This is a genomic window from Amycolatopsis sp. cmx-4-54 (genome assembly GCF_046548895.1).
Lineage (GTDB): Bacteria > Actinomycetota > Actinomycetes > Mycobacteriales > Pseudonocardiaceae > Amycolatopsis.
The window spans coordinates 525016-542529 of sequence record NZ_JAEBEJ010000001.1; the positions used below are offsets into that span (position 1 = coordinate 525016).

General features: G+C 66.9%; 20 protein-coding genes. 15 read left to right on the plus strand and 5 right to left on the minus strand.

Features of this window, described 5'->3' with window-relative positions:
- The first annotated feature begins 15 nt into the window (after nucleotides 1-15).
- Nucleotides 16-333, plus strand: coding sequence for a hypothetical protein (locus ACLJQ7_RS02610; protein WP_410646496.1), 318 nt, complete (start codon nucleotides 16-18; stop codon nucleotides 331-333).
- 1287 nt (nucleotides 334-1620) lie between these two features.
- Here the strand turns inward: ACLJQ7_RS02610 and ACLJQ7_RS02615 are convergent.
- Nucleotides 1621-2034 (minus strand): hypothetical protein, encoded by a 414-nt coding sequence (locus ACLJQ7_RS02615; protein WP_410646497.1) that lies wholly within the window; start codon nucleotides 2032-2034, stop codon nucleotides 1621-1623.
- Nucleotides 2035-2461: 427 nt separating this feature from the next.
- Here ACLJQ7_RS02615 and ACLJQ7_RS02620 point away from each other — a divergent pair, with 427 nt between their 5' ends.
- Both ACLJQ7_RS02620 and ACLJQ7_RS02625 read left to right on the plus strand, forming a co-directional pair.
- Nucleotides 2462-3148, plus strand: coding sequence for a hypothetical protein (locus tag ACLJQ7_RS02620; protein ID WP_410646498.1), 687 nt, complete (start codon nucleotides 2462-2464; stop codon nucleotides 3146-3148).
- A 294-nt stretch (nucleotides 3149-3442) separates the two neighbouring features.
- Entirely contained in the window at nucleotides 3443-4405 is a 963-nt protein-coding gene (locus tag ACLJQ7_RS02625; RefSeq protein WP_410646499.1) for an alpha/beta hydrolase family protein, read from the plus strand.
- A 389-nt stretch (nucleotides 4406-4794) separates the two neighbouring features.
- Here ACLJQ7_RS02625 and ACLJQ7_RS02630 read toward each other — a convergent pair whose 3' ends face one another.
- Nucleotides 4795-5367, minus strand: a complete 573-nt coding sequence (locus ACLJQ7_RS02630; RefSeq protein ID WP_410646500.1) for a hypothetical protein — start codon at nucleotides 5365-5367, stop codon at nucleotides 4795-4797.
- A 106-nt stretch (nucleotides 5368-5473) separates the two neighbouring features.
- Nucleotides 5474-5836, minus strand: coding sequence for a hypothetical protein (locus ACLJQ7_RS02635; RefSeq protein WP_410646501.1), 363 nt, complete (start codon nucleotides 5834-5836; stop codon nucleotides 5474-5476).
- Nucleotides 5837-6387: 551 nt separating this feature from the next.
- On the opposite strand from ACLJQ7_RS02635, the gene ACLJQ7_RS02640 reads away from it, so the two are divergent.
- Together ACLJQ7_RS02640 and ACLJQ7_RS02645 are read left to right on the plus strand one after the other, a co-directional pair.
- On the plus strand, nucleotides 6388-6669 hold the full coding sequence (locus ACLJQ7_RS02640) for a hypothetical protein (RefSeq protein ID WP_410646993.1): 282 nt from the start codon (nucleotides 6388-6390) through the stop codon (nucleotides 6667-6669).
- 120 nt (nucleotides 6670-6789) lie between these two features.
- Nucleotides 6790-7845 (plus strand): IS630 family transposase, encoded by a 1056-nt coding sequence (locus ACLJQ7_RS02645; RefSeq protein ID WP_410646502.1) that lies wholly within the window; start codon nucleotides 6790-6792, stop codon nucleotides 7843-7845.
- A 188-nt stretch (nucleotides 7846-8033) separates the two neighbouring features.
- Here ACLJQ7_RS02645 and ACLJQ7_RS02650 read toward each other — a convergent pair whose 3' ends face one another.
- Complete coding sequence (locus ACLJQ7_RS02650) at nucleotides 8034-8336, minus strand: hypothetical protein (protein WP_410646503.1); 303 nt, start codon at nucleotides 8334-8336, stop codon at nucleotides 8034-8036.
- 100 nt (nucleotides 8337-8436) lie between these two features.
- Here ACLJQ7_RS02650 and ACLJQ7_RS02655 point away from each other — a divergent pair, with 100 nt between their 5' ends.
- Both ACLJQ7_RS02655 and ACLJQ7_RS02660 read left to right on the plus strand, forming a co-directional pair.
- On the plus strand, nucleotides 8437-9168 hold the full coding sequence (locus tag ACLJQ7_RS02655) for a helix-turn-helix domain-containing protein (protein WP_410646504.1): 732 nt from the start codon (nucleotides 8437-8439) through the stop codon (nucleotides 9166-9168).
- Between the two features lie 43 nt (nucleotides 9169-9211).
- Nucleotides 9212-9637, plus strand: coding sequence for a hypothetical protein (locus ACLJQ7_RS02660; protein ID WP_410646505.1), 426 nt, complete (start codon nucleotides 9212-9214; stop codon nucleotides 9635-9637).
- Nucleotides 9638-9862: 225 nt separating this feature from the next.
- Here the strand turns inward: ACLJQ7_RS02660 and ACLJQ7_RS02665 are convergent, their stop codons facing one another.
- Nucleotides 9863-12001, minus strand: a complete 2139-nt coding sequence (locus ACLJQ7_RS02665; protein ID WP_410646506.1) for an NACHT domain-containing protein — start codon at nucleotides 11999-12001, stop codon at nucleotides 9863-9865.
- 341 nt (nucleotides 12002-12342) lie between these two features.
- On the opposite strand from ACLJQ7_RS02665, the gene ACLJQ7_RS02670 reads away from it, so the two are divergent.
- From ACLJQ7_RS02670 to ACLJQ7_RS02705, 8 genes are all read left to right on the plus strand, one after another.
- A complete protein-coding gene (locus ACLJQ7_RS02670) occupies nucleotides 12343-12924 on the plus strand; it encodes a hypothetical protein (protein ID WP_410646507.1) in 582 nt (193 codons plus the stop codon).
- 414 nt (nucleotides 12925-13338) lie between these two features.
- Complete coding sequence (locus ACLJQ7_RS02675) at nucleotides 13339-13539, plus strand: hypothetical protein (RefSeq protein ID WP_410646508.1); 201 nt, start codon at nucleotides 13339-13341, stop codon at nucleotides 13537-13539.
- 403 nt (nucleotides 13540-13942) lie between these two features.
- Nucleotides 13943-15061, plus strand: coding sequence for an NYN domain-containing protein (locus tag ACLJQ7_RS02680; RefSeq protein ID WP_410646509.1), 1119 nt, complete (start codon nucleotides 13943-13945; stop codon nucleotides 15059-15061).
- On the plus strand, nucleotides 15062-16225 hold the full coding sequence (locus ACLJQ7_RS02685) for a methyltransferase domain-containing protein (RefSeq protein ID WP_410646510.1): 1164 nt from the start codon (nucleotides 15062-15064) through the stop codon (nucleotides 16223-16225).
- The gene (locus ACLJQ7_RS02690; RefSeq protein ID WP_410646511.1) at nucleotides 16222-16482 is read left to right on the plus strand and encodes a hypothetical protein; all 261 of its coding nucleotides are present in this window, start codon (nucleotides 16222-16224) and stop codon (nucleotides 16480-16482) included. The genes ACLJQ7_RS02685 and ACLJQ7_RS02690 overlap by 4 nt, the downstream gene beginning before the upstream one ends.
- A 22-nt stretch (nucleotides 16483-16504) precedes the next feature.
- Complete coding sequence (locus tag ACLJQ7_RS02695; protein ID WP_410646512.1) at nucleotides 16505-16660, plus strand: hypothetical protein; 156 nt, start codon at nucleotides 16505-16507, stop codon at nucleotides 16658-16660.
- 43 nt (nucleotides 16661-16703) lie between these two features.
- The gene (locus ACLJQ7_RS02700; protein WP_410646513.1) at nucleotides 16704-17117 is read left to right on the plus strand and encodes a hypothetical protein; all 414 of its coding nucleotides are present in this window, start codon (nucleotides 16704-16706) and stop codon (nucleotides 17115-17117) included.
- Complete coding sequence (locus ACLJQ7_RS02705; protein WP_410646514.1) at nucleotides 17114-17386, plus strand: hypothetical protein; 273 nt, start codon at nucleotides 17114-17116, stop codon at nucleotides 17384-17386. The genes ACLJQ7_RS02700 and ACLJQ7_RS02705 overlap by 4 nt, the downstream gene beginning before the upstream one ends.
- The last annotated feature ends 128 nt before the right edge of the window (nucleotides 17387-17514 follow it).

Genomic DNA, 17514 nt, shown 5'->3' on the forward strand with positions numbered 1-17514 from the left:
GAACTAGGTGACGCGGTGGATTCTCTTCGCGAGTTCATTCCAGAGCTGCGAAAGCATCTCGGCGTGTACGTGATGTATCGAAGCTACCTGGAGCTTTGCAGCTTTATTTCGGGGTACGAGGCGTGCGCTGGCAGCACGCTCATGAAGTCTTTTCATGAATGGCTTGTCGATCGAAAAAAGGGCAGGCCTGAACTATACTGGCCCTTTCTCGTACTATGCGAGATATATCCTGATGGCGCATTGCCGAAGCTGCGAGAACTGACAGATCAGCAAAGCGCCGCCGCTGTCGACAAACTATTTGATCTATTGGATGAGTTCTTCAACGATGAATGAGCTGGTCGCTCGGCACGCGGAGGCGGCAGAGGTCGGCTATGCGACGCTCTACGGCGGGTAGGCCACCTTCTCAATGAGGACTGAGCGGAGGCGGTAGTCCACGCTGCGGACCGTGTCGCCTCCTGAGCCAAACCTCCATCGAGAACGGAACCGGTGCCGAGTGGGGCGCCGCGATCCGGTGGAGCGGTGAGACACTGGCGGTGAACGGGGTGGTCGACGAGGGCGCCGAGAAGCGCCTGGCGGGCGCCTGGGCGTGCTTTCACAGCGAGCCCGTGTCCCGTTGCCTTGCAGGTGGTGAGCGGCCAGAAGGTTCGTGTCAGGTCAGTTCGGCAGGCCCTGCTCGACGGTCCTGTGGAACAGGGCCCCGCCCGCAGGCCACCGGCCGCGGAACGAAACACCGGACGAATGGACGTGCCCGGTGCCAACTCGGAGACCAGGCTGGAACCAGCCCACAAACGCGCAAGCGGGTAACAAAGACTCCACCCGTGATCACCATGGCTGACACCGACACCGAACGCCGGGACGTGCTCGACCTCTGCCTGCGCAGCTTCACCGACATCGCTCCCGACGCTGTACCGATGACTGATAAGGATGCCCTGCAAGGATCCCCGATCGCTCAATATCGCGACGAGGAAACCGGAGAACTGCTCGGCGCCGCACTTGCTGCCGCGCCCAACCCGCCGTCGGCTCGACGGTACTGCCTCCGTCGCAGTACTTCGGATCGTGGATCGCGTGCCCTCGTGCACGTCTTAGCACGAAATCCACGGCAAGGCGCGCTGTCGTCATTCGGCAGGGGTGCCACTGCGGTCATTGGTGTGGGATGGGTATGCCCGCGGCGCGCAGTTTGGCTTCGACGAGCGTATCTAGTCGTGCCCAGGTCGCTTGGTCTTCGAGGTGGTTGATCAGCTCGCAGCGGGTGGCGTCATCGGGCCGGGCCGGTAGTCCGTTGGCAGGGCCAGGTGCTCGAGGTTGGTGAGCAGGTTGTCCGCCAGCGCGGGACGCCAGCTCGCCGAGCCGCGGGTCGTCCGGATCCCAGAACCGCGCGTCCCATCCGCGCTTGGTCAGTGTGACGAACCACGATATCTGTCACCTGCTGTGGGTCTGATCCTGTGGATTCGGCCGAATCGGCTCACGCTTGTTGTCACCGACTGACCACGCTGGTTGTCACCGGGGGTCGCGGTTGAGACTGAGCGCCGTCCAGTTTGGCTAGCGTGAAGGTCCGTCGCTGCCGGCGATGTCTCGCGGAGAGAACGGCCGAAACGCACTCAACGCGGCAGAAGCGGATACTCAAGCGAGGTCTTCGAAGGAGTCCTCTCCTGGGCGCCAGCACATCCATTGGCCGTCGGTGAAGCCGGTCAGGTTTGCGATCTCGGGTCCGGTGAGTTCGGTCGGCGTCGGGTGCAGGGCGAGACTGCCTGTGTCGAGCTCGAGGCTCAGTCCTGTACCGGTCGCTTCCTTGGTGGAGACGACCGTTGCGGTGTTCAGGGATCGCAGTGCGTCGGCGTAGCCGGGGCTGCCGTCGGTGTACGTGCCGTTGGCGACGGTGACCGTCGGCATGGCGTCGCAGGTGAGGATGGGCTGATCGCCGCAGGGGCGATCGAATTGCAGTTGGACGTAGTCGTGCACGAAGTTCACTGAGTACAGCCGAGACCCGACCAGTCTGCCCAACAACTCGTTCGGCATGTACCTGTGCGCTGGCATGCCACTATCCTGCCGGAGCGCCCTCGCGTCATCGGCATGAGGGATGGCCGCACCGCCCTCCGGGAGGGATACGTGTGATGGTCGGCAGCGAAGTCCGAGTGCCGCTGGGCGAAGCCGTCTTTCGTCGAGCTGGACCGAGATGATGTGGCTGTGGCAGGCGCGCGGCTCAGCGCAGGTCGATCGCGATGCGGTGCTTCGTGAGCATGTCCAGGAGGTCTTCGAGGGTGATCGCCGGGCCTGGCCGACGAGCCCAACTCGAACACGCCATCGACGTGTGACTGAGCGGCCGAGTTGGCCAGTTGAGTGTGAAGTTGGCCAACAGCAACGCGCCATGAGCGTCGTCGCTGTATGACAGCGACGAGCACGTCGAAGCGGGGCTTGCCTGAACGCGGGACCGGTCCCTGCCAACCCCCGACATAGTTGCCGGGTGCGCCCCAGTCGCCTGCTTCTGGTCGTTTGCGCCGTGCTGATCCTGGCCGCCTGCAGCTCACCGGAGAAGCTGCCGTCCGAGCCCGCCATGATGGGTGAGTACCTCCGCTCGACGTCGGTGAAGAACGACCGGTTCACCGGAGCTATGTCGAGCGAGGAGCGGCTGACGTTTCTTCGGGCGAACTATCACCTCGAACGGTTCGACAGCGTCCTGCTGGGCGCGTTCCGATGCGGCGACGGCAAATCCCGTGGCCCGCTGCCGTCCGACAAGTGCGACCTGAACGACGACGTCCGCCGGGCGCTTGGTACCGACGGCGACATGCCGTACGCGCGGTCACTGCTTGTCAAACACGAACACGGCACCCTCGAACTCCTCACGCTCTACCTCGCGCCCGGTTCCGGAAAAGCCGTGGACCGGACCGGCCGCAGCTTCGCCAGCCTGGAGGACTTCCGCGCCCACAACGATCTGCTCAAACCCGAGGATGTGGTACTGACCTCGGCTGATCTCACTGGTGTGCCCGGCGGGCCCTCGGTCGTCGTCACCGGGCGCACCCCGTACACCTGGCCGTGGTGGCTACTCGGCTCACTCGCAGCATCGGCTGTCGTGTTCACCGTCGTGGCCGTTCTGGTCCGGCAGCGGATAAAAGGACGTTACGACCGCATCTTCGGATCCGGTGCCGTCTGACCAGTCGCTCCTGGTCAGACGGCACCGTCGCCGGGTACATGATTGCGACGGGTGAAATTACCTCTTCGGGAGGTGCACACCGTCGGTTGGTTCGGCCGAACCAACCTGTATGTCATATCGGCTGTTCTCTCCGCCAGATAGCTGTGACTGAGCGGCTGAGTTGGCCAGTTGAGCGTGGTAGTTGACCAGCGTGACGCTCCACTGATGTCGGCGCTGTCTCGCGTGGAGGACGGCCGAGAACGTGCTCATCGCGGCATGAGTGCGCCTCATGCCTGGTATCCGGATACTGGGTTGATGGTGGCCGATGAGCTCGTACGCGAGGTAACTTTCTCAAGCGCTGGGGTGGTGTTGGCGGGATCGCTGGCTGTTCCCGATCGTGGTGTTCCGGCTCCGGGCGTGGTCATGGTAAGTGGGTCCGGGCCATCGGACCGAAACAACGACACTCACTTTCCCCCGATCCGCCGACAACTCGTGGAAGCTGGGATCGCTGTGCTGTCCTACGACAAGCGCGGTGTCGACGCATCCTCCGGTGACTGGCGCGCAGCGACCATCGACGACTTGGCGGTCGACGCCGTCGCCGCCCTGGACTTTCTCCGTGCACAACCCGGAGTGCAAGGCGAAGCCACAGGACTGTTCGGGCACAGCGAAGGCGGCTGGGTCGTCCTGTGCGCCGCGGCGGCCCGAGAGGATGTGCCCTGGGTGGTCACCAACGGTTGCCCCGGCATGACACCCGCCGCTCAGGACCGGTACGCGCTGGCCAACGCACTGCGGCAGAGGGCCGGCGTCACGTCCGACGACGTCGACGCAGCCCTGGCCGCGTACGACCGCCTCGTCGACGCCGGTCGGCGCGACGCCGACCTCGCCGAAGCGACACGACTGGTCCGGTCCGCCCCGATCTCTCCTGCTGTCAACGATCTGTTCAGCGAGTACTGGGCCGAGATGGACGAGAGCCTCTGGGAGTTCACCAAGCGCAAGCAAGACCACGATCCGATCCCGAACACGCTGCGCCTGCGCTGTCCGCACCTGGCGATCTTCGGTGGCGCCGATGAACTGGTTCCGGTGGCCGACAGCATCCACCTGTTCGCCGCGGCCGCCTGTCATCCCGATCGCCATCCTCGGGCCACACTGACCGTTGAGGTGTTTCCCCACGCCAACCACCGCGTTCAGGTGAACGGTGACGCCGGTCTGGCCTCCGGCTACCTCGAAACCCTCGCTCGGTGGATCACAGAGCGGCACGACATCGATCGGTCCCGGTGAACGCACGGGTCCGTCGGGCGGGGAGTGGTGCCGGGGTGAACCACCGGCCGAGCGACATCAGCATGGCTTCGGTGTTCGGATACGTGAAATGGTCCTGCGGGGGCAGAAGGTCGCTGACGCGATGTAGCCAGGTCAGCAGTTCCTGTTGGGGGTCCGCGATAGGCACACCGCCATCTTCTTGCATGGCCACAACGACCCCGCGGATGCTTCTGTGCCTGACGGTTCACCACCGTAGCTGGAGGTCTCAGAGGTTGAGGGGTCCCGAGGGTGCCGGTGACCGGTGCTCCTCGTACCGGTCTGGCATGCGCCGCTTCCAGGTTGGGACGCGGGTTCTCATGCGGTGGAGTCGATCAGGACGATGCCGCCGGACACTGGGCTGATCGCGAGGCCTACGGTGTCGACGACGTATTCGGCTTCGTCTCGGTCGGTGTTGCAGGCCTGCAGACGTTCGGGTTCGACGAGGGCTGTCCAGATCGCGCCCGGCAGGCGGTTGCCGAAGCCGCCGGCGGCGAAGGTGCGGGCAACGTGGCGGGATTCGGTCCAGGACCAGTCGTCGCGGCGGTCGGCGACGCGCCTCGGTAGAGCCGAAGCGGCTGGGTGGGGCGCGGGACGCGGCGCCCGTCTTCGGTGTAGCCGGCGGCGGTGAACAGCGTCCGCCAGCGGTCACGGCTGAGTGCGAGGTCGGGTCGTTCGGCGTGTGACCAGGCGAGCCCGACGTAGCCGCTCAGCGTGTGGTCGGTGATGAGGCGGTGCCGGTGCAGGGTGTCGAGCAGGACGGGCATGTCATCGCCGGGCACCCGGTAGGCGGCGACGGCGAGCTGATTCGTGGTCAGCGCGACGCCACGCTTGATCAGGTGGGTGGCCAAGGCGACGACGTCGAGAATGACCGGGATGCCGAGGTCGTCGGACGGTTCGTTCGACGGCTCTGCGGAGTCGTGGACCTGAAGCTCGTCGTCAGGCATGTGCGCTCTCCCAGGGCAGGTGGGCTGGAACAAGGGGCGCGGGCGGCCCATCGTCATGGCGAACCGGGCGTTCGGGGCCGGTACCGGCTCGTTGTGGCCAGTGCGGCTAGAGATTGGTCAGGTAGATCGCGTAGTTCATGACGGCGTCGCCGACGAGTTCGCCGTGGCCGATGACGCCTTCGATGTCGCTCTGGTGGACTGCGCGGTCGAGAGCGTCCTGACATCGCTGCACGACGTTGCGCAGTGTCTCGGATGTGGTGTTGCCGGGGTGCACCTGGGCCAGGGTGGCGAGGTGGTCGACCGTGATGATCGCGGTGCTCGCGGTGGCGGTTATCTCGGCGTTGTGGCCGAGGTTGATTGCCTGCCGCAGGCTGTGCACGGCTTGCTCGGTCGCGAAGTATTCGGTGCGGACCGCGATTTCGCGCGAAAGTTCGTAAGCGGAGTGTCCCGGCTCGTTTACTGCCACCATGCGGGAAGGGTACTGCCGCGAGCGGTGGCGTCCGGTGACGGCTTGAGGCGCCGGTGCGCGGGCATCGAGTGTGCCAGGTAGGCGGCCCAGGTAGGCGGCGGACAGGTGGCCGAGGCGCGTTAGCCTCTTCTGCCACGATCAGAGTTACCTGTGTCCCAACAATTCGTAGCCGCAGGCGATGATTGTGTCGCGGGTGTCGGTGATCAGCGCGCCGACATAACGGTGCGGTTGCTCCGTGCCGGTGAAGGAGCGGCCGCGGTGGAGATCGCGGCGGACGCCGAGATACCTGGGTTCGGGGACGGTGGGAATCTGCGGGCTGCGCTCGATCTGACCGGCGGCCGGATCGAGCTTCCTGATCTGCCGGGCATGACGGGCTGAGGGTTCGGCGTGCTGGCGGGTGATCGTCTGGTCGGCGTCCTGTATGCGTGCACGCCGGTGGATTTCGTCCTGCGCATCCTGGTGAGCAGAGCGGCTGACTTGCGAGATCTCTTGTCGAGATCGAGATTCTGGCGGTCGAGACGGGTTTCCGTGGACACGGCGCGGGAACCGCGCTGCTGGGCTATGCCGAGCGGTTCCCTGCCGAGCAGGGTGTGTGGCTGTTCGTCGCGAAGGTCGACGCGGGGGATATGCCGGTCATGCGGTGGTATCGCCATCGTGGCTATCGCGTCGCCGACAGCGGTGCAAGTTGCCTCCTCGACACTCCGGCTGGCGAGACGTCGATCGGCGCCGGGTCCGCGCACGGGCGCCGGTGGCGTCTCGCGGTCAAGGCGCCTGGACACGAGGTGGTCCGCGGGATGCGCGGCCTCCGGCTGACCTCGACACTGACGACCTAGTGCCTCATCAAGAAACGTTGATGTTGTCATCGTGTCGCGTGGACATCCGGGCTGGTGATCGCGAGGGTGGCCGTGGAGGTGAGGCTGGTGGCGCGTCAGCCGGAGGTGTTCACGCGGTCGTTGGAGCCGGAGGAGGCTCAGCGGCTGGTCAAGATCACGAGGTCGGCGAAGGACCGGGTGCGGCTGCGGCGATCCGGGATCGTGCTGGCCTCGGTGCAGGGCCGGTCCGCGCGGGAGATCGCGGCGATGTTCGCCGCGACCGAAGGCTATGTGCGGGAGGTGATCCACGCGTTCAACGACTCCGGGTTCGCGGCGGTGTCCCCAAAATGGAGGGGCGGCCGACCAGCTAAGTTCGGACCGGCCGCCCGTGACCAGATCTGCCGCATCGCCGCCTGCAAGCCCGCCGAACTGGGGTTGCCGTTCACGAACTGGAGCCTGACCAAGCTGGTCGACTACCTCGCCGAACACGCATGGATCAGGGCAAGCACCGAGACCGTCCGGCAGATCTTGCGCAAGGAAGGGGTGTCGTGGCAAGCGACAAAGACCTGGAAAGCCAGCAAAGATCCGGACTTCGTGGCCAAGAAGAACCGCATCCTCGACCTCTACGATCACCCGCCCGCCGACGGGCGAGTGATCTGTGTCGACGAGTTCGGTCCACTGAACCTGCAACCCCGACCGGGTCACGGCTGGTTCCCCCGCGGCCGCCCGGCCCGGCAGCGCGCCACCTACACGCGCACCAAAGGCATCCGACACATGTTCACGGCGCTCGACCTCGCCACTGGGCAGATGTTCTACCGGTTCCGTGACCGCAAACGCTGGCCGCAGTTCCTCGACTTCTGCAAGCAGCTCCGCCGTCGCTTCCCTGCTGGGAAGCTCTACCTGATCTGCGACAATTACGGCCCGCACGGCAAAGCCGAGGTCAGGGCCTGGTGCGCGGCCAACGACATCGAGCTGGTCTTCACACCCACCAACGCGTCCTGGCTGAACTGGATCGAGTGCGAATTCACCGCAGTCCGCTACTTCACCCTCGACGGCAGCGACTACCCCAGCCACGCTGCCCAGGAAGCCGCCATCGCCGGCTACCTTCGCTGGCGCAACCGCCACTGCCACCCCAAACGCCACTTCGCCGTCAACTCCACAATCCGCCGCCCGGATTACCTACCCAACGTGGCTTGATACGGCACAGTAGTGCGAGCAACGGCTGTCCCTGCCGGCGCGCCCCGGAAGAACACGTGTTTGCGGACCAGCTACGCCCGGAGGGGGCGAGCGGGGCCGACGGGACTCGCTTCAGGGTGGCCACGGCCGGAACAACGGCCGTGGCCACCCTGAAGTTCTCGCCGATCGGCGGCTACCGCATCGAGGAGCTAATTGAGCGTGACGGCAAGGTAGTCGGTGAGCCAGCCGGTGAAGGTCTTGCTGCCGTCGAGTTTCCGGGTGGCGTAGCTGGTGTGGGCGGCCTGGCCGAGTAGCGCGGCGGTGAGTGGTGCGGCGTAGGGCGGTGCGGCGTTGCAGACCGGGTCGAAGTCGGTGCACAGTCCGATCACGGCGTTCGTGGCGTCGCCGAAGCCGGTGCGGGCGCCGGCGGCGCCGATACTGGGGAAGGAGGTGCCGAGGGTGTTGTCGCCGAGGTTGCGGGCCGGGTCCGCGAGCAGCGCGACCGCGGTCAACCGCCGTGCGGGGATCGGGCTGGACTCCTTCTCGATGGTGGCGGCCAGGTCGCCGTGGTCAGAGAAGTTAAATAAACCACTAAAACCCTGTGGAGTGATGGTGGCCCGTCAAGCTGGACGTCCGCGTCGAGAACTCGGGAACACCCCGACCGACCTGTTCGCCGGCCGGCTGCGGGAGCTCACCGAGGCGGCCGGAATGCGCGGACAGGTCGACATCGCGCGACGGGCCAACATCAGTGGCTCCACCGCGGCAGCGGCCATCCGGGGCGAGCGCCTTCCCACGTGGGACACCACCAAGGCAATCGTCTGGGCCTGCGACGAGTCGGTGCCGGACTGGCGGAACGACTGGATCACCACGCGAGAGAAGGCCGAACTGGCTGGCCAGTCGCCTCCCAAATGCCCGCCGGGGCTGCTCGATGAGACTGCCGACCCGCGACCAGCCCCGATCGCCGCCCCTGCGCCGCCCTGCGCGCCCACCGTCGAGGCGCCCGTTCCGGCGGACGAACCCCATTTCCCTGACGAGCACGACGGAGCATCCGGGACACGACTGCGGTCGAGGTTGAGACCCTCGCGCTGGCGCCGCGGCCTGCTCGCGGCCGCGATCGGGGCCGTGGTGGTTGCCGGTGTAGGAATCCGCGTGGTGGCTGGGCAGGAACCCAAGCCGCCGACGCCGGACTGCGACGCCATCGGCGTGGCCTACACCGGCGTCGCGGCTCATCGGGTCCACCCCGGCAAGCCTGGCTCGACGCTTACGCCGCGCACGGTGGCCGTGCCGCACTGGGGTGCCCGGACCCACGGCCCGAGCAGGGCCTGGTGCACGACTGGGGCCTAGGACTGAGCCAGGACCTGGAAACAACGGCACTCCGGCCCGGCTGATGTCCATCGACCCGGACACCGTGATCGTGGTGTCCGGCGACTTCTACCGCGGCTACACCGAGCCGCACTGGAATCTCGCCGCCAAGAGGCTCGGCTACCCGCAAGCGGCTCCCTTCCCGTGCGGGGACGCCCGCGTGGTGCTGCTGACCCGTGGCGAGTACGAACCCGGCGCGCTGGTCACCACCCCGAACGGCCGCTACGTGTGGTTCCCCCGCGCCGTCTGGCGCGTCTACCTCCAGCACGGGGGACCGGCAGGGCCGCTGGGCAGGCCCCTCAACGACCTCGGCGCCGACGTCGACGGCGAGATCGGGTTCGAGCACGGTGGCGCGATCGTGGCGGAGGCCGGTACAGCACGATTCGTGCCCATCACCGGCGTCTCATCCGTTCCCGCGCAGCAGACCGACACCGATCTTCGATGCCCCTAGGGCTGGCCGCTGGCGGATGCTTCGGCGCCACAGCATCGTTACTCAAGGACCGAGGGATGCGTCCCCTCCACGGTCGTGACCGAGCCCCTCACCACACTGGGGACCGCTGGTACGGCAGCGATCTCACCTACGCCCGCTCGCCGAAACCGCTCGCGGTCATCACATGGGCGGCTTGGCCGCCAACAACCCGGCCGGCTCCGTCATTGCTACCAGTGGCTGTTTGGCTCACGTCATGTCAGTGGCGATGGGATTGTCTGTCGTGAGCCGCGCCTGGACTTCACGGTGACGGAACTGCGTTGCGGTTCCTGCAAGGCGCAGGAGGCCAGCGCCATAGGCCCAATCGAGGAAGAACTCAGATTTCCGAGGGAGCAGGTGCTTGTGCACCATTTCGCGGCGGGCGAGGTTGCGACGAAGGTGAGGAACGGGGCCGCCGCCGAAATATGCTCCGAGACCGGCCGCGAGGCCCATGGTCACACTGTCGATGGCTGCCGTGAAGATACTGCCGAGTCCCAGAAAAGTCAGCCCTGCGACAAGGCTGCTAAAAATTTCGTAGCCGCGTATCTTTCGCTCCGTATCGCTCGGCCTGTTCGCTGCTTGAAGATGCGATGTCGTGCTGACCACTCCCACCATAATGCCCAGCACAAAGCCACCTGCCCCGCCGATCAGCAGGCTAGCTAGGACTATGCCGGGACGGGTGCCGATCCCTTCGAGAAGGTTGGCGCCTATGCCCAGGATAATTCCGACCACACTGCCAAACGGAATCCAGTTGAGGGCGGTGCGCAGGATCTTCCGGAGTCCCGTGCTGGACAGGAGAAGTCGAGGTTCGGCCTGCATCACTGTGCGGTTCCAGCTGTGTGCGGTGAAACGGAAAGCGGCAAGGCCGAGGGCAAGGAGCACGGCGCCGACAAGAAACCATCGCTCAGGATGCCTGTGAAAACTAGTTGTCTCGCCGAAGAGCCAAACGCGTAGATACATCCACAATACGATCAATACGGCGAGTCCGGAGTAGAGTGCAGCCGCCTGCAGGCGGATACGCCGACCTTGGCTACCTGGTGTCCCTGTCGTGCGCCAGAGTTCGTACAGATGGATGTCGACACCGGAGTGCCCGTAGGCACGCATCCAGGCAAGATGATTCGCGAAGGTGCTGAGCCAGCGGCTGACCTCGTCGGCTTGGTAATGCTGCCGGTCCGGGCTGGGGTGGTGTTCGGTGGCGGCGGGGATAAGCCTGCCGTACAGGAATTCTTTCAGTTGCGGCTCTTGGAGTGCGCAGAGCACCTTTGGTTCCGATGTGCCGCGGGGGTCTTGGAAGACGCTCACCGCCAAATAGAGGTGCAGCGGTGACGACAGGAATTTGGCGAGCCTGCCCGCGGGGTTCGTCCTGATGCGCGTGAGGACTGGTCGCCAGCGGGCTTGGACACGATCCGGTCGGTTCGGGTCGGGGAAGCGATGTGAGAGCCAGCCGAGGATCTGCTCGACCTCGAGTGCCCCCATCGTCACCGAGGAAGCATCCTGCAGCCGGGTGCTCGCAGGTAGATTCCGATAGTTCTCTTCCCGGCAGGCGAGCACTACCTGCCATCCCCGCGGTCCTCCTGCGGTGTTGAGGGCCGCGATGACTTCAACGGCTCGGCGCGGGTCGGCTGTGTCGCCGTCCATCTCGTCCAAGCCGTCGAGGATCGGAAGGATCCATCCACCGCGGACCAGGGCCTCGGCGACGGAACGCGGCACACCGTAGATGCTGGTGAGCTGGTCAGCGATCCAGGCGTCCAGTCGTTCGCGGACGTCGCGTGTCTGCTGAGGGGGATACGAGAACGACGGCAGGCTCAGCCGGACGGGAACCTTGAACTTCTCGCCGTGCACCTTATTGGCGAGGTCCAGCAGCAGACGGATCATGAGGACGGTCTTGCCCGAGCCTGGTTCGCCGAGCACGACCAGCCTGCCCAGCTCAAGGCTCTCGTAGAACTCCGCGACGGTGTTCAGGGATCCGCTGTCGGGACCACCGTAGGAACGCCATATCCCAGCGGCAAGGTCGGGCGGAGTGCGAGTGAAACTGATGTCGGCGGGTTTCGGGCGGCCAGTGTCTCCGAGCAATTGCTGCAACGCCCTGGTCTCGGCCACGATGATCTGGTCAAGCAGCGCCGAGGCGCGGGCTCGTAACCTGACCGGATCATCGGCCTCAGGGCCTGCTTTGAGACCGTAGAACGCGGCCACGCTGCCGAGAACCGCGACCGGCAATGCCAGCACGTTAGCGATCCCCGCGCCGTCGTTGCCCTTTCCGAGCAGCCAGGACGTGAGCCAGAACAACCCAGCCGCCCCGGACGCGACGGCGACGACGAACCAGAGCCTGCGAGGGAACCGCGAACGCATTCGACCATCTTGCCCACATCGAACTCGTTCTGGTGGAGGCGCGCGGCCTAGCAGGCGTTGGCACATCCCTTCAACTGGTTCACTTGTGTACTGGTTCATCAGTGAACCACCTCAGGGTGATTGGTGTAACTCCCTCACGGCGTGGCGCCAAGGGCCGTCGAAGATCCGGTGACTGCGACTGACCTGCGGCTTTAGTTGAGTCGGGCGAGCAAAGTGGTAACGGCAGGCCAGACGCTCACGACATTCTCTTAGGCCAGGGCGAAGGGAACGGGAGGAACGACCGGGTTGTCCGAAAGGAACGTCGGCGACGACTGTACCTCGCCGCTGTTCCATGTGCGGCGGTGCTGTTCGCCGTGATGTGGAGCGTGCTGGCGATGACGCGCGAATTCACCTGGTCCAGGTTGCTGCTCGTGCTGCTACTTCCGCCAGCCGCCGTGGTCGTGGTGTCGACGCTGGTGATGAGGCTGCGCACCGAGCGGCGCCTTACCGTCGGCCGGATCGCCCAGTATCAGGCGCTGCGGGACCTGTTCGCCGCGACCGCCGGGCGTGAGGTCATCGCGTGGGAGTACAACGTGGCGTTCCTGCCGCTCGCGGGCGGGCGCGGAGTGGTGCGGGTCGACCGCGACGAGCTGGCCGACGCGACCTGGGACCGCCGCGCGGACGCCACCGTGGTCGGCGAGCGGTTCTGGCTGGACACGACCAGCCCGCAGGTCGCCCGCGTCTTCACCACCCTCACTCCGCTGGCCAACGCCACCACCAACGTGGCCCCACTCGCCCGTCCCGCGTCCTCGAGTTTCTGGTCGCCGCGCGCGTGGTGGCGCGACCTGCGGACCGACTGGGCGGAGAACCGCTCCGGTGTCAGCGTCCCGACCGACGCCGCCGTCGACACCTTGATCACGCAGCTGCGCACCGCGACAACCTAGCGGCTTAGAGCCCTGCCGGATGGCGCTGGGTGATCAGCAGGGACGATCGAGGGCCCGGCGGATCAGGGTGTTCAGCGTGTCCTTCGTGGCGTGCCGGGCTTCCGTTGCGCAGCAACGGTTCTGCCATACGCGGGCGGCGCTGGCCCGGCCGGTGTAAATCTCGGCGGTGCCGTTCACGAGTCATGAGGGCACTCAGTGCCTTGTGTGCGAACTGCCCAGGTCGGTCCAGAATCCCGCCGCTACGGCTTTCGGGTGGTCTGGCGGTAGGACGCGGTGCCGATCCGCCGGGGTTGTCCGGTCGTGGGGGATCATGCGATCTCGCCGTCGTGGTCTGGAGGGGGAACGATGCCGAAGCCGATGGGATGGTCACCGAATGGCGTGCCGTGCTATACCAGCGGTGCAGCGCCGGCGTTCTTGTGGACGGAGAAACAACTGCGCGACCACGGGCTCCGGCCCTCTGCCGGGGTGGCGGACGCGTTCGTCTGGTCGCAGTACGGCCCGGCTGCGCTGTACCTGATCACCACGTGCGAGCTGGACGGCACAGAGGCGTGGCCACCACCCCGCCCCGCCGGTGACGAGCCCGCGGCGGGCACGCCTCCGTGGTGGCCTCGATGAGGGTGATGACATGGAACATCCTGGAGGCGGGGATGCGGCCGGAGATGTCGGCCCGGGTGACCGCCGCAGCGGCGGCGATCGCGGGAGCTGGCTCCGGCCGCGGCCAACGCCCTGGCCACCGAGGGACATCCGCTCGACCCCGACGACCTGGCCACCATCACCCCGTACATCACCCACCGCATCCGCCGTTTCGGCGACTGGGTCCTGGACCTGTCCCCGCCACAGCAGCAACCGGTCACCCGCCTGGACCTCGTGCCAGGCGCGCTGTTCCCCGGCTGAGGCATCCCCGCGGCCGCACCGACCCCCACCACGCCACGGCGGACGCCGCGCGGCCGCGCAACCTCGACGAAGGGTTCCTGATGGCCACTGCCTACGATCCGCCGCGCTCTTCGGGACAGGCGTCGTGACCGACGAGCTGCCGGTGGAGAACGAGGCGGTGCGGATGATCCGCGCCGCCGAGGCCCACCGCCCGCTCGGGATCCCCGAGGTGCGCTCCAGAGGCGAGCAGGTCGCGTTGCTGGTGGATTTCGAAAACCTGGTTCTGGGCGCGATCGCGAGCCTGCCCGGCCGTGAGGAGCCCGTTCCGGCAAAGGCGGTGACCTGGCTGTGCCGCGCGTACGGGTCGACGACGATCCGCCGCGCCTACGCCGACTGGGCCAACCCGCGCTTCGGCCGCTACCAGCACACGCTGGAGCGCAACGGGATCGACCTAGTGCAGATCGGGCACGGCCCGGCGCGCAAGAACGGCGCCGACATCCGGATGGCCGTCGACGCGATGGAAACCCTGCTCATCCAACCTGGTGTGGACGCGTTCGTGCTGGTCACCGGCGACTCCGACTTCTCCCCACTGGTGGCGAAACTCCGCGAGCACGGCAAGTACGTGATCGGTGTCGGCGCCGAGACCACCGTCAGCGCCCGGCTGGTGTCGGTGTGCACGGAATACAAACTGTTCGGCTCGATCGTCTCCCGCCTCGACCCGCCCGCCGACGACAACACCGCGGACACCGCGAAGACCGGGGCCGGGAACGCGCGGTTGTCCCGGCCCGCCGCCCTGCCCGGGTTCCGCCTGGCCGATGCCGAGCGGCTGCTGGTCACCGCGATGGAACAGGCCAGCGTCGCCACCCCCACCGCGGGCGGGATCAAGAACAAGATGATCGCGCTCGACCCCGCCTTCGACGAGGCCAACTACGGCTGCCGCAGCTTCCGCGAGTTCCTCACCAAACTCGGCCACCGGGTCCGCGTCGTCGGCCGCTCCGGCAACGACATCACCGTCACCCTGATCAACCCGCCCACCGGTGGGGTTCCCTCGGTCGGATCTTGCGCCGCCCAGCCCGCCGCGCCCAGGGTGGAAGAGATCGACGCGGCATCGGGTCGGCACGGGGAGGAGCAGGTCGGCATGGCCAAGCACGAGGACAAGACCGAAGGCGACGGGCAGGGCACCTACGACCCGGCAAAGACGAAAGACGTGGGCGACGCCGGCGGCGGCCGCCACGACTCCGAGGACAAGGGCGAGGACAAGTAGATGACCGCCGACACCGCCCCGGCCTGGAAGACCCTGTTCGAGCAGGTCCCCCGCACCGGGTTCATCCCGGACACCATCTGGGTCGACGACCCCGACGGACCCGGGTTCACCGCGGTGTCCCGCCACACCAACCCAACCGCCTGGGAGGCGGCGGTCGCCGCGAACGCGCCGGTAATCACCCAGATCAACCTCGGCGAAACCCACCGCGACAGCGGCAATTTCCCGTCCAGCTCCTCATCGCAGCCGAGCATCGTCGCCGACATGCTCGACGCCCTCGACCCGCGGCCCGGGATGCGGGTGCTGGAGATCGGCACCGGCACCGGCTGGAACGCCGCCCTGCTCGCCCACCGCGTCGGCCCGACCGGACAGGTCACCACAATCGAGGTCGACCCGCAGCTGGCCAGCGCCGCCCGTCGCGCGCTCACCATTGCGGGCAGCACGGCGGAGGTGATCACCGGTGACGGCGCCGCGGGCTGGCCACGCAACGCACCGTATGACCGGATTGTCGCGACCGCGTCGGTGCGGGAGACCGTTCCTTCGGAGTGGCTGGCCCAGCTACGGCAGGGCGGGCGGCTGGTGACCCCCTGGGGCACCGACTACGGCAACGGCGCCCTGCTCACCCTCGACCTCGACGGGCACGGTGCCGCGTCCGGCCGGTTCTCCGGGAATCTGGCGTTCATGCGGCTGCGCTCGCACCAGCGCAGCCTCTTCGGCTGGGAACCCGACGACGACACCCTCGCCACCGCCGACGTCACCACGACCGACGTGCGCGGCAAAGACCTCGACATGATGCTCAACCCCGCGAAGGGCCGCTTCGCCATCGGCGCCCGGCTCCCGGACGTCGCGCTGGTCGTCGCCTGGGACGCGAACGGCCCCGGCCGGCACGTCCTCGAGCTCGACGATCTGACCACCCGCTCCTACGCTCGCCTCGATGCCGACGTCACCGATCCCGCGCCGTTCACCGTCCGCCAGCTCGGACCACGGCGGCTGTGGAACGAAGCCCTCGACGCCTACGACTGGTGGTACGACAAGGAAAAACCCGGCCCGGCCCGGCTCGGCCTCACCATCACCGGCGACACCCAAACCCTGTGGCTCGACACTCCCGACACGATCGTGCGCACCTGGCCCCGCACCACCACCGACCGGAAGGCGCTACCCGCGTGATCGACATCAGCTACACCCTGCACGCCGAGGACGGCGAAACGCTGTCCGAGGAGATCCAGTCGCCGCTCGTGCCGCGCATCGGAGAGCTGGTCACCATCAGCCAGACCCGGTCCTTCCAGGTGGTCGACGTCCTGTGGCATCACTACCAAAAGGACGGCAGCACCGGCGCGACCGTGACCGCATGCGAAGTGAACTGGCACAAGCACATCGGCGACGTCGTCGACCAGTGGCGCCGCGACCGTCACAGCTCACGGTGAAAGGAACGGCATGTCCCGCGACATGGCTGAAGTGGCCTTCAATGCGGCCGAGCAGGCGTACCGGCGCGTGCACGACACCGGCCGCGAGGTCGATCCACAGCTGATCCTGGCCCTGGCCTACGCCGCGCACGCACTCGCGCTGTACGACACGACCCCCGGACCAGCCACCCGTTCCTGACCGCCCTCTCCAGAGCAAGCGACCCGGTGCCGATAGGGCGTAGGTGAGCATTTCTCGTCAGCAACGCCGCGCCCAGGAGCGCCAGGCCGCCAAGAAAGCCGCCCGCCCCGGACCCCGCCCCGCCCCGGCGGTTTCGGCCGCTGGATCGGCGAAAACGGGCGTCCTTCAGACACGAGTGGTGGACATCGAGCTCTATCGGACCGTGTTCGACGACCCGGGCGAGACCTCCGTGTCCTGGGGCGCGGAATGGGGGCTGCGGGACGACAGCGTCGGCGTCGAGGACAGCAACGAGAACCTCGCCGACCTCGTCACCGACATCCTCGAGAACCTGCGCTCCTGGACCGACCGCTACAGCCTGCGCCTGGAATGGGACCTGAGCGGTGATCCGCCGGACAACGGCACTGTCGCCGACGCCGTCGCGGAATGGAACGTCACCCTTCCGGCCGTTTTGCCGTGACGCAGCTGCAGTTCTCCTCACGCCCGCGGTCGACCTGGCTGTGGGCACCGGATGAAGCCACTGCCCGCCGGGTCCGCGGCTACGGCCGCCCCGCCTACCGTCATAACGAAGAGCTGCCGCTGGTGACCGACATCGACATCGGCGTCACCGCCTGGGACGCCTGCCGCTACCTGGCCGAGGACGGTTTCACCTTCACCTGGCACGAATCCGAACACCCGTCCAACCGCAGCGGGTGGCCCGCCGATCTGCCCGGAATGCCGCACCGCTGACCCGATCCCCTACTTCGGGTGTCAGGTATTCGGGGTCGCCGACAATTGCCGAAAATCGGGCGGATATGGCTGACCTGCGGTTTTGTAACGGTGGCCCTGGTGTTCGCGACTTCTGGTGAAGTACGGCG

What these genes read in the sequence shown, in the direction of transcription:
- ACLJQ7_RS02615 (WP_410646497.1), bottom strand. Translation starts at nt 2,034, where the DNA reads ATGCCAGCGCACAGGTACATGCCGAACGAGTTGTTGGGCAGACTGGTC.
- ACLJQ7_RS02625 (WP_410646499.1), top strand. Translation starts at nt 3,443, where the DNA reads ATGGTGGCCGATGAGCTCGTACGCGAGGTAACTTTCTCAAGCGCTGGG.
- ACLJQ7_RS02630 (WP_410646500.1), bottom strand. Translation starts at nt 5,367, where the DNA reads ATGCCTGACGACGAGCTTCAGGTCCACGACTCCGCAGAGCCGTCGAAC.
- ACLJQ7_RS02635 (WP_410646501.1), bottom strand. Translation starts at nt 5,836, where the DNA reads ATGGTGGCAGTAAACGAGCCGGGACACTCCGCTTACGAACTTTCGCGC.
- ACLJQ7_RS02660 (WP_410646505.1), top strand. Translation starts at nt 9,212, where the DNA reads ATGTCCATCGACCCGGACACCGTGATCGTGGTGTCCGGCGACTTCTAC.
- ACLJQ7_RS02665 (WP_410646506.1), bottom strand. Translation starts at nt 12,001, where the DNA reads ATGCGTTCGCGGTTCCCTCGCAGGCTCTGGTTCGTCGTCGCCGTCGCG.
- ACLJQ7_RS02685 (WP_410646510.1), top strand. Translation starts at nt 15,062, where the DNA reads ATGACCGCCGACACCGCCCCGGCCTGGAAGACCCTGTTCGAGCAGGTC.
- ACLJQ7_RS02695 (WP_410646512.1), top strand. Translation starts at nt 16,505, where the DNA reads ATGGCTGAAGTGGCCTTCAATGCGGCCGAGCAGGCGTACCGGCGCGTG.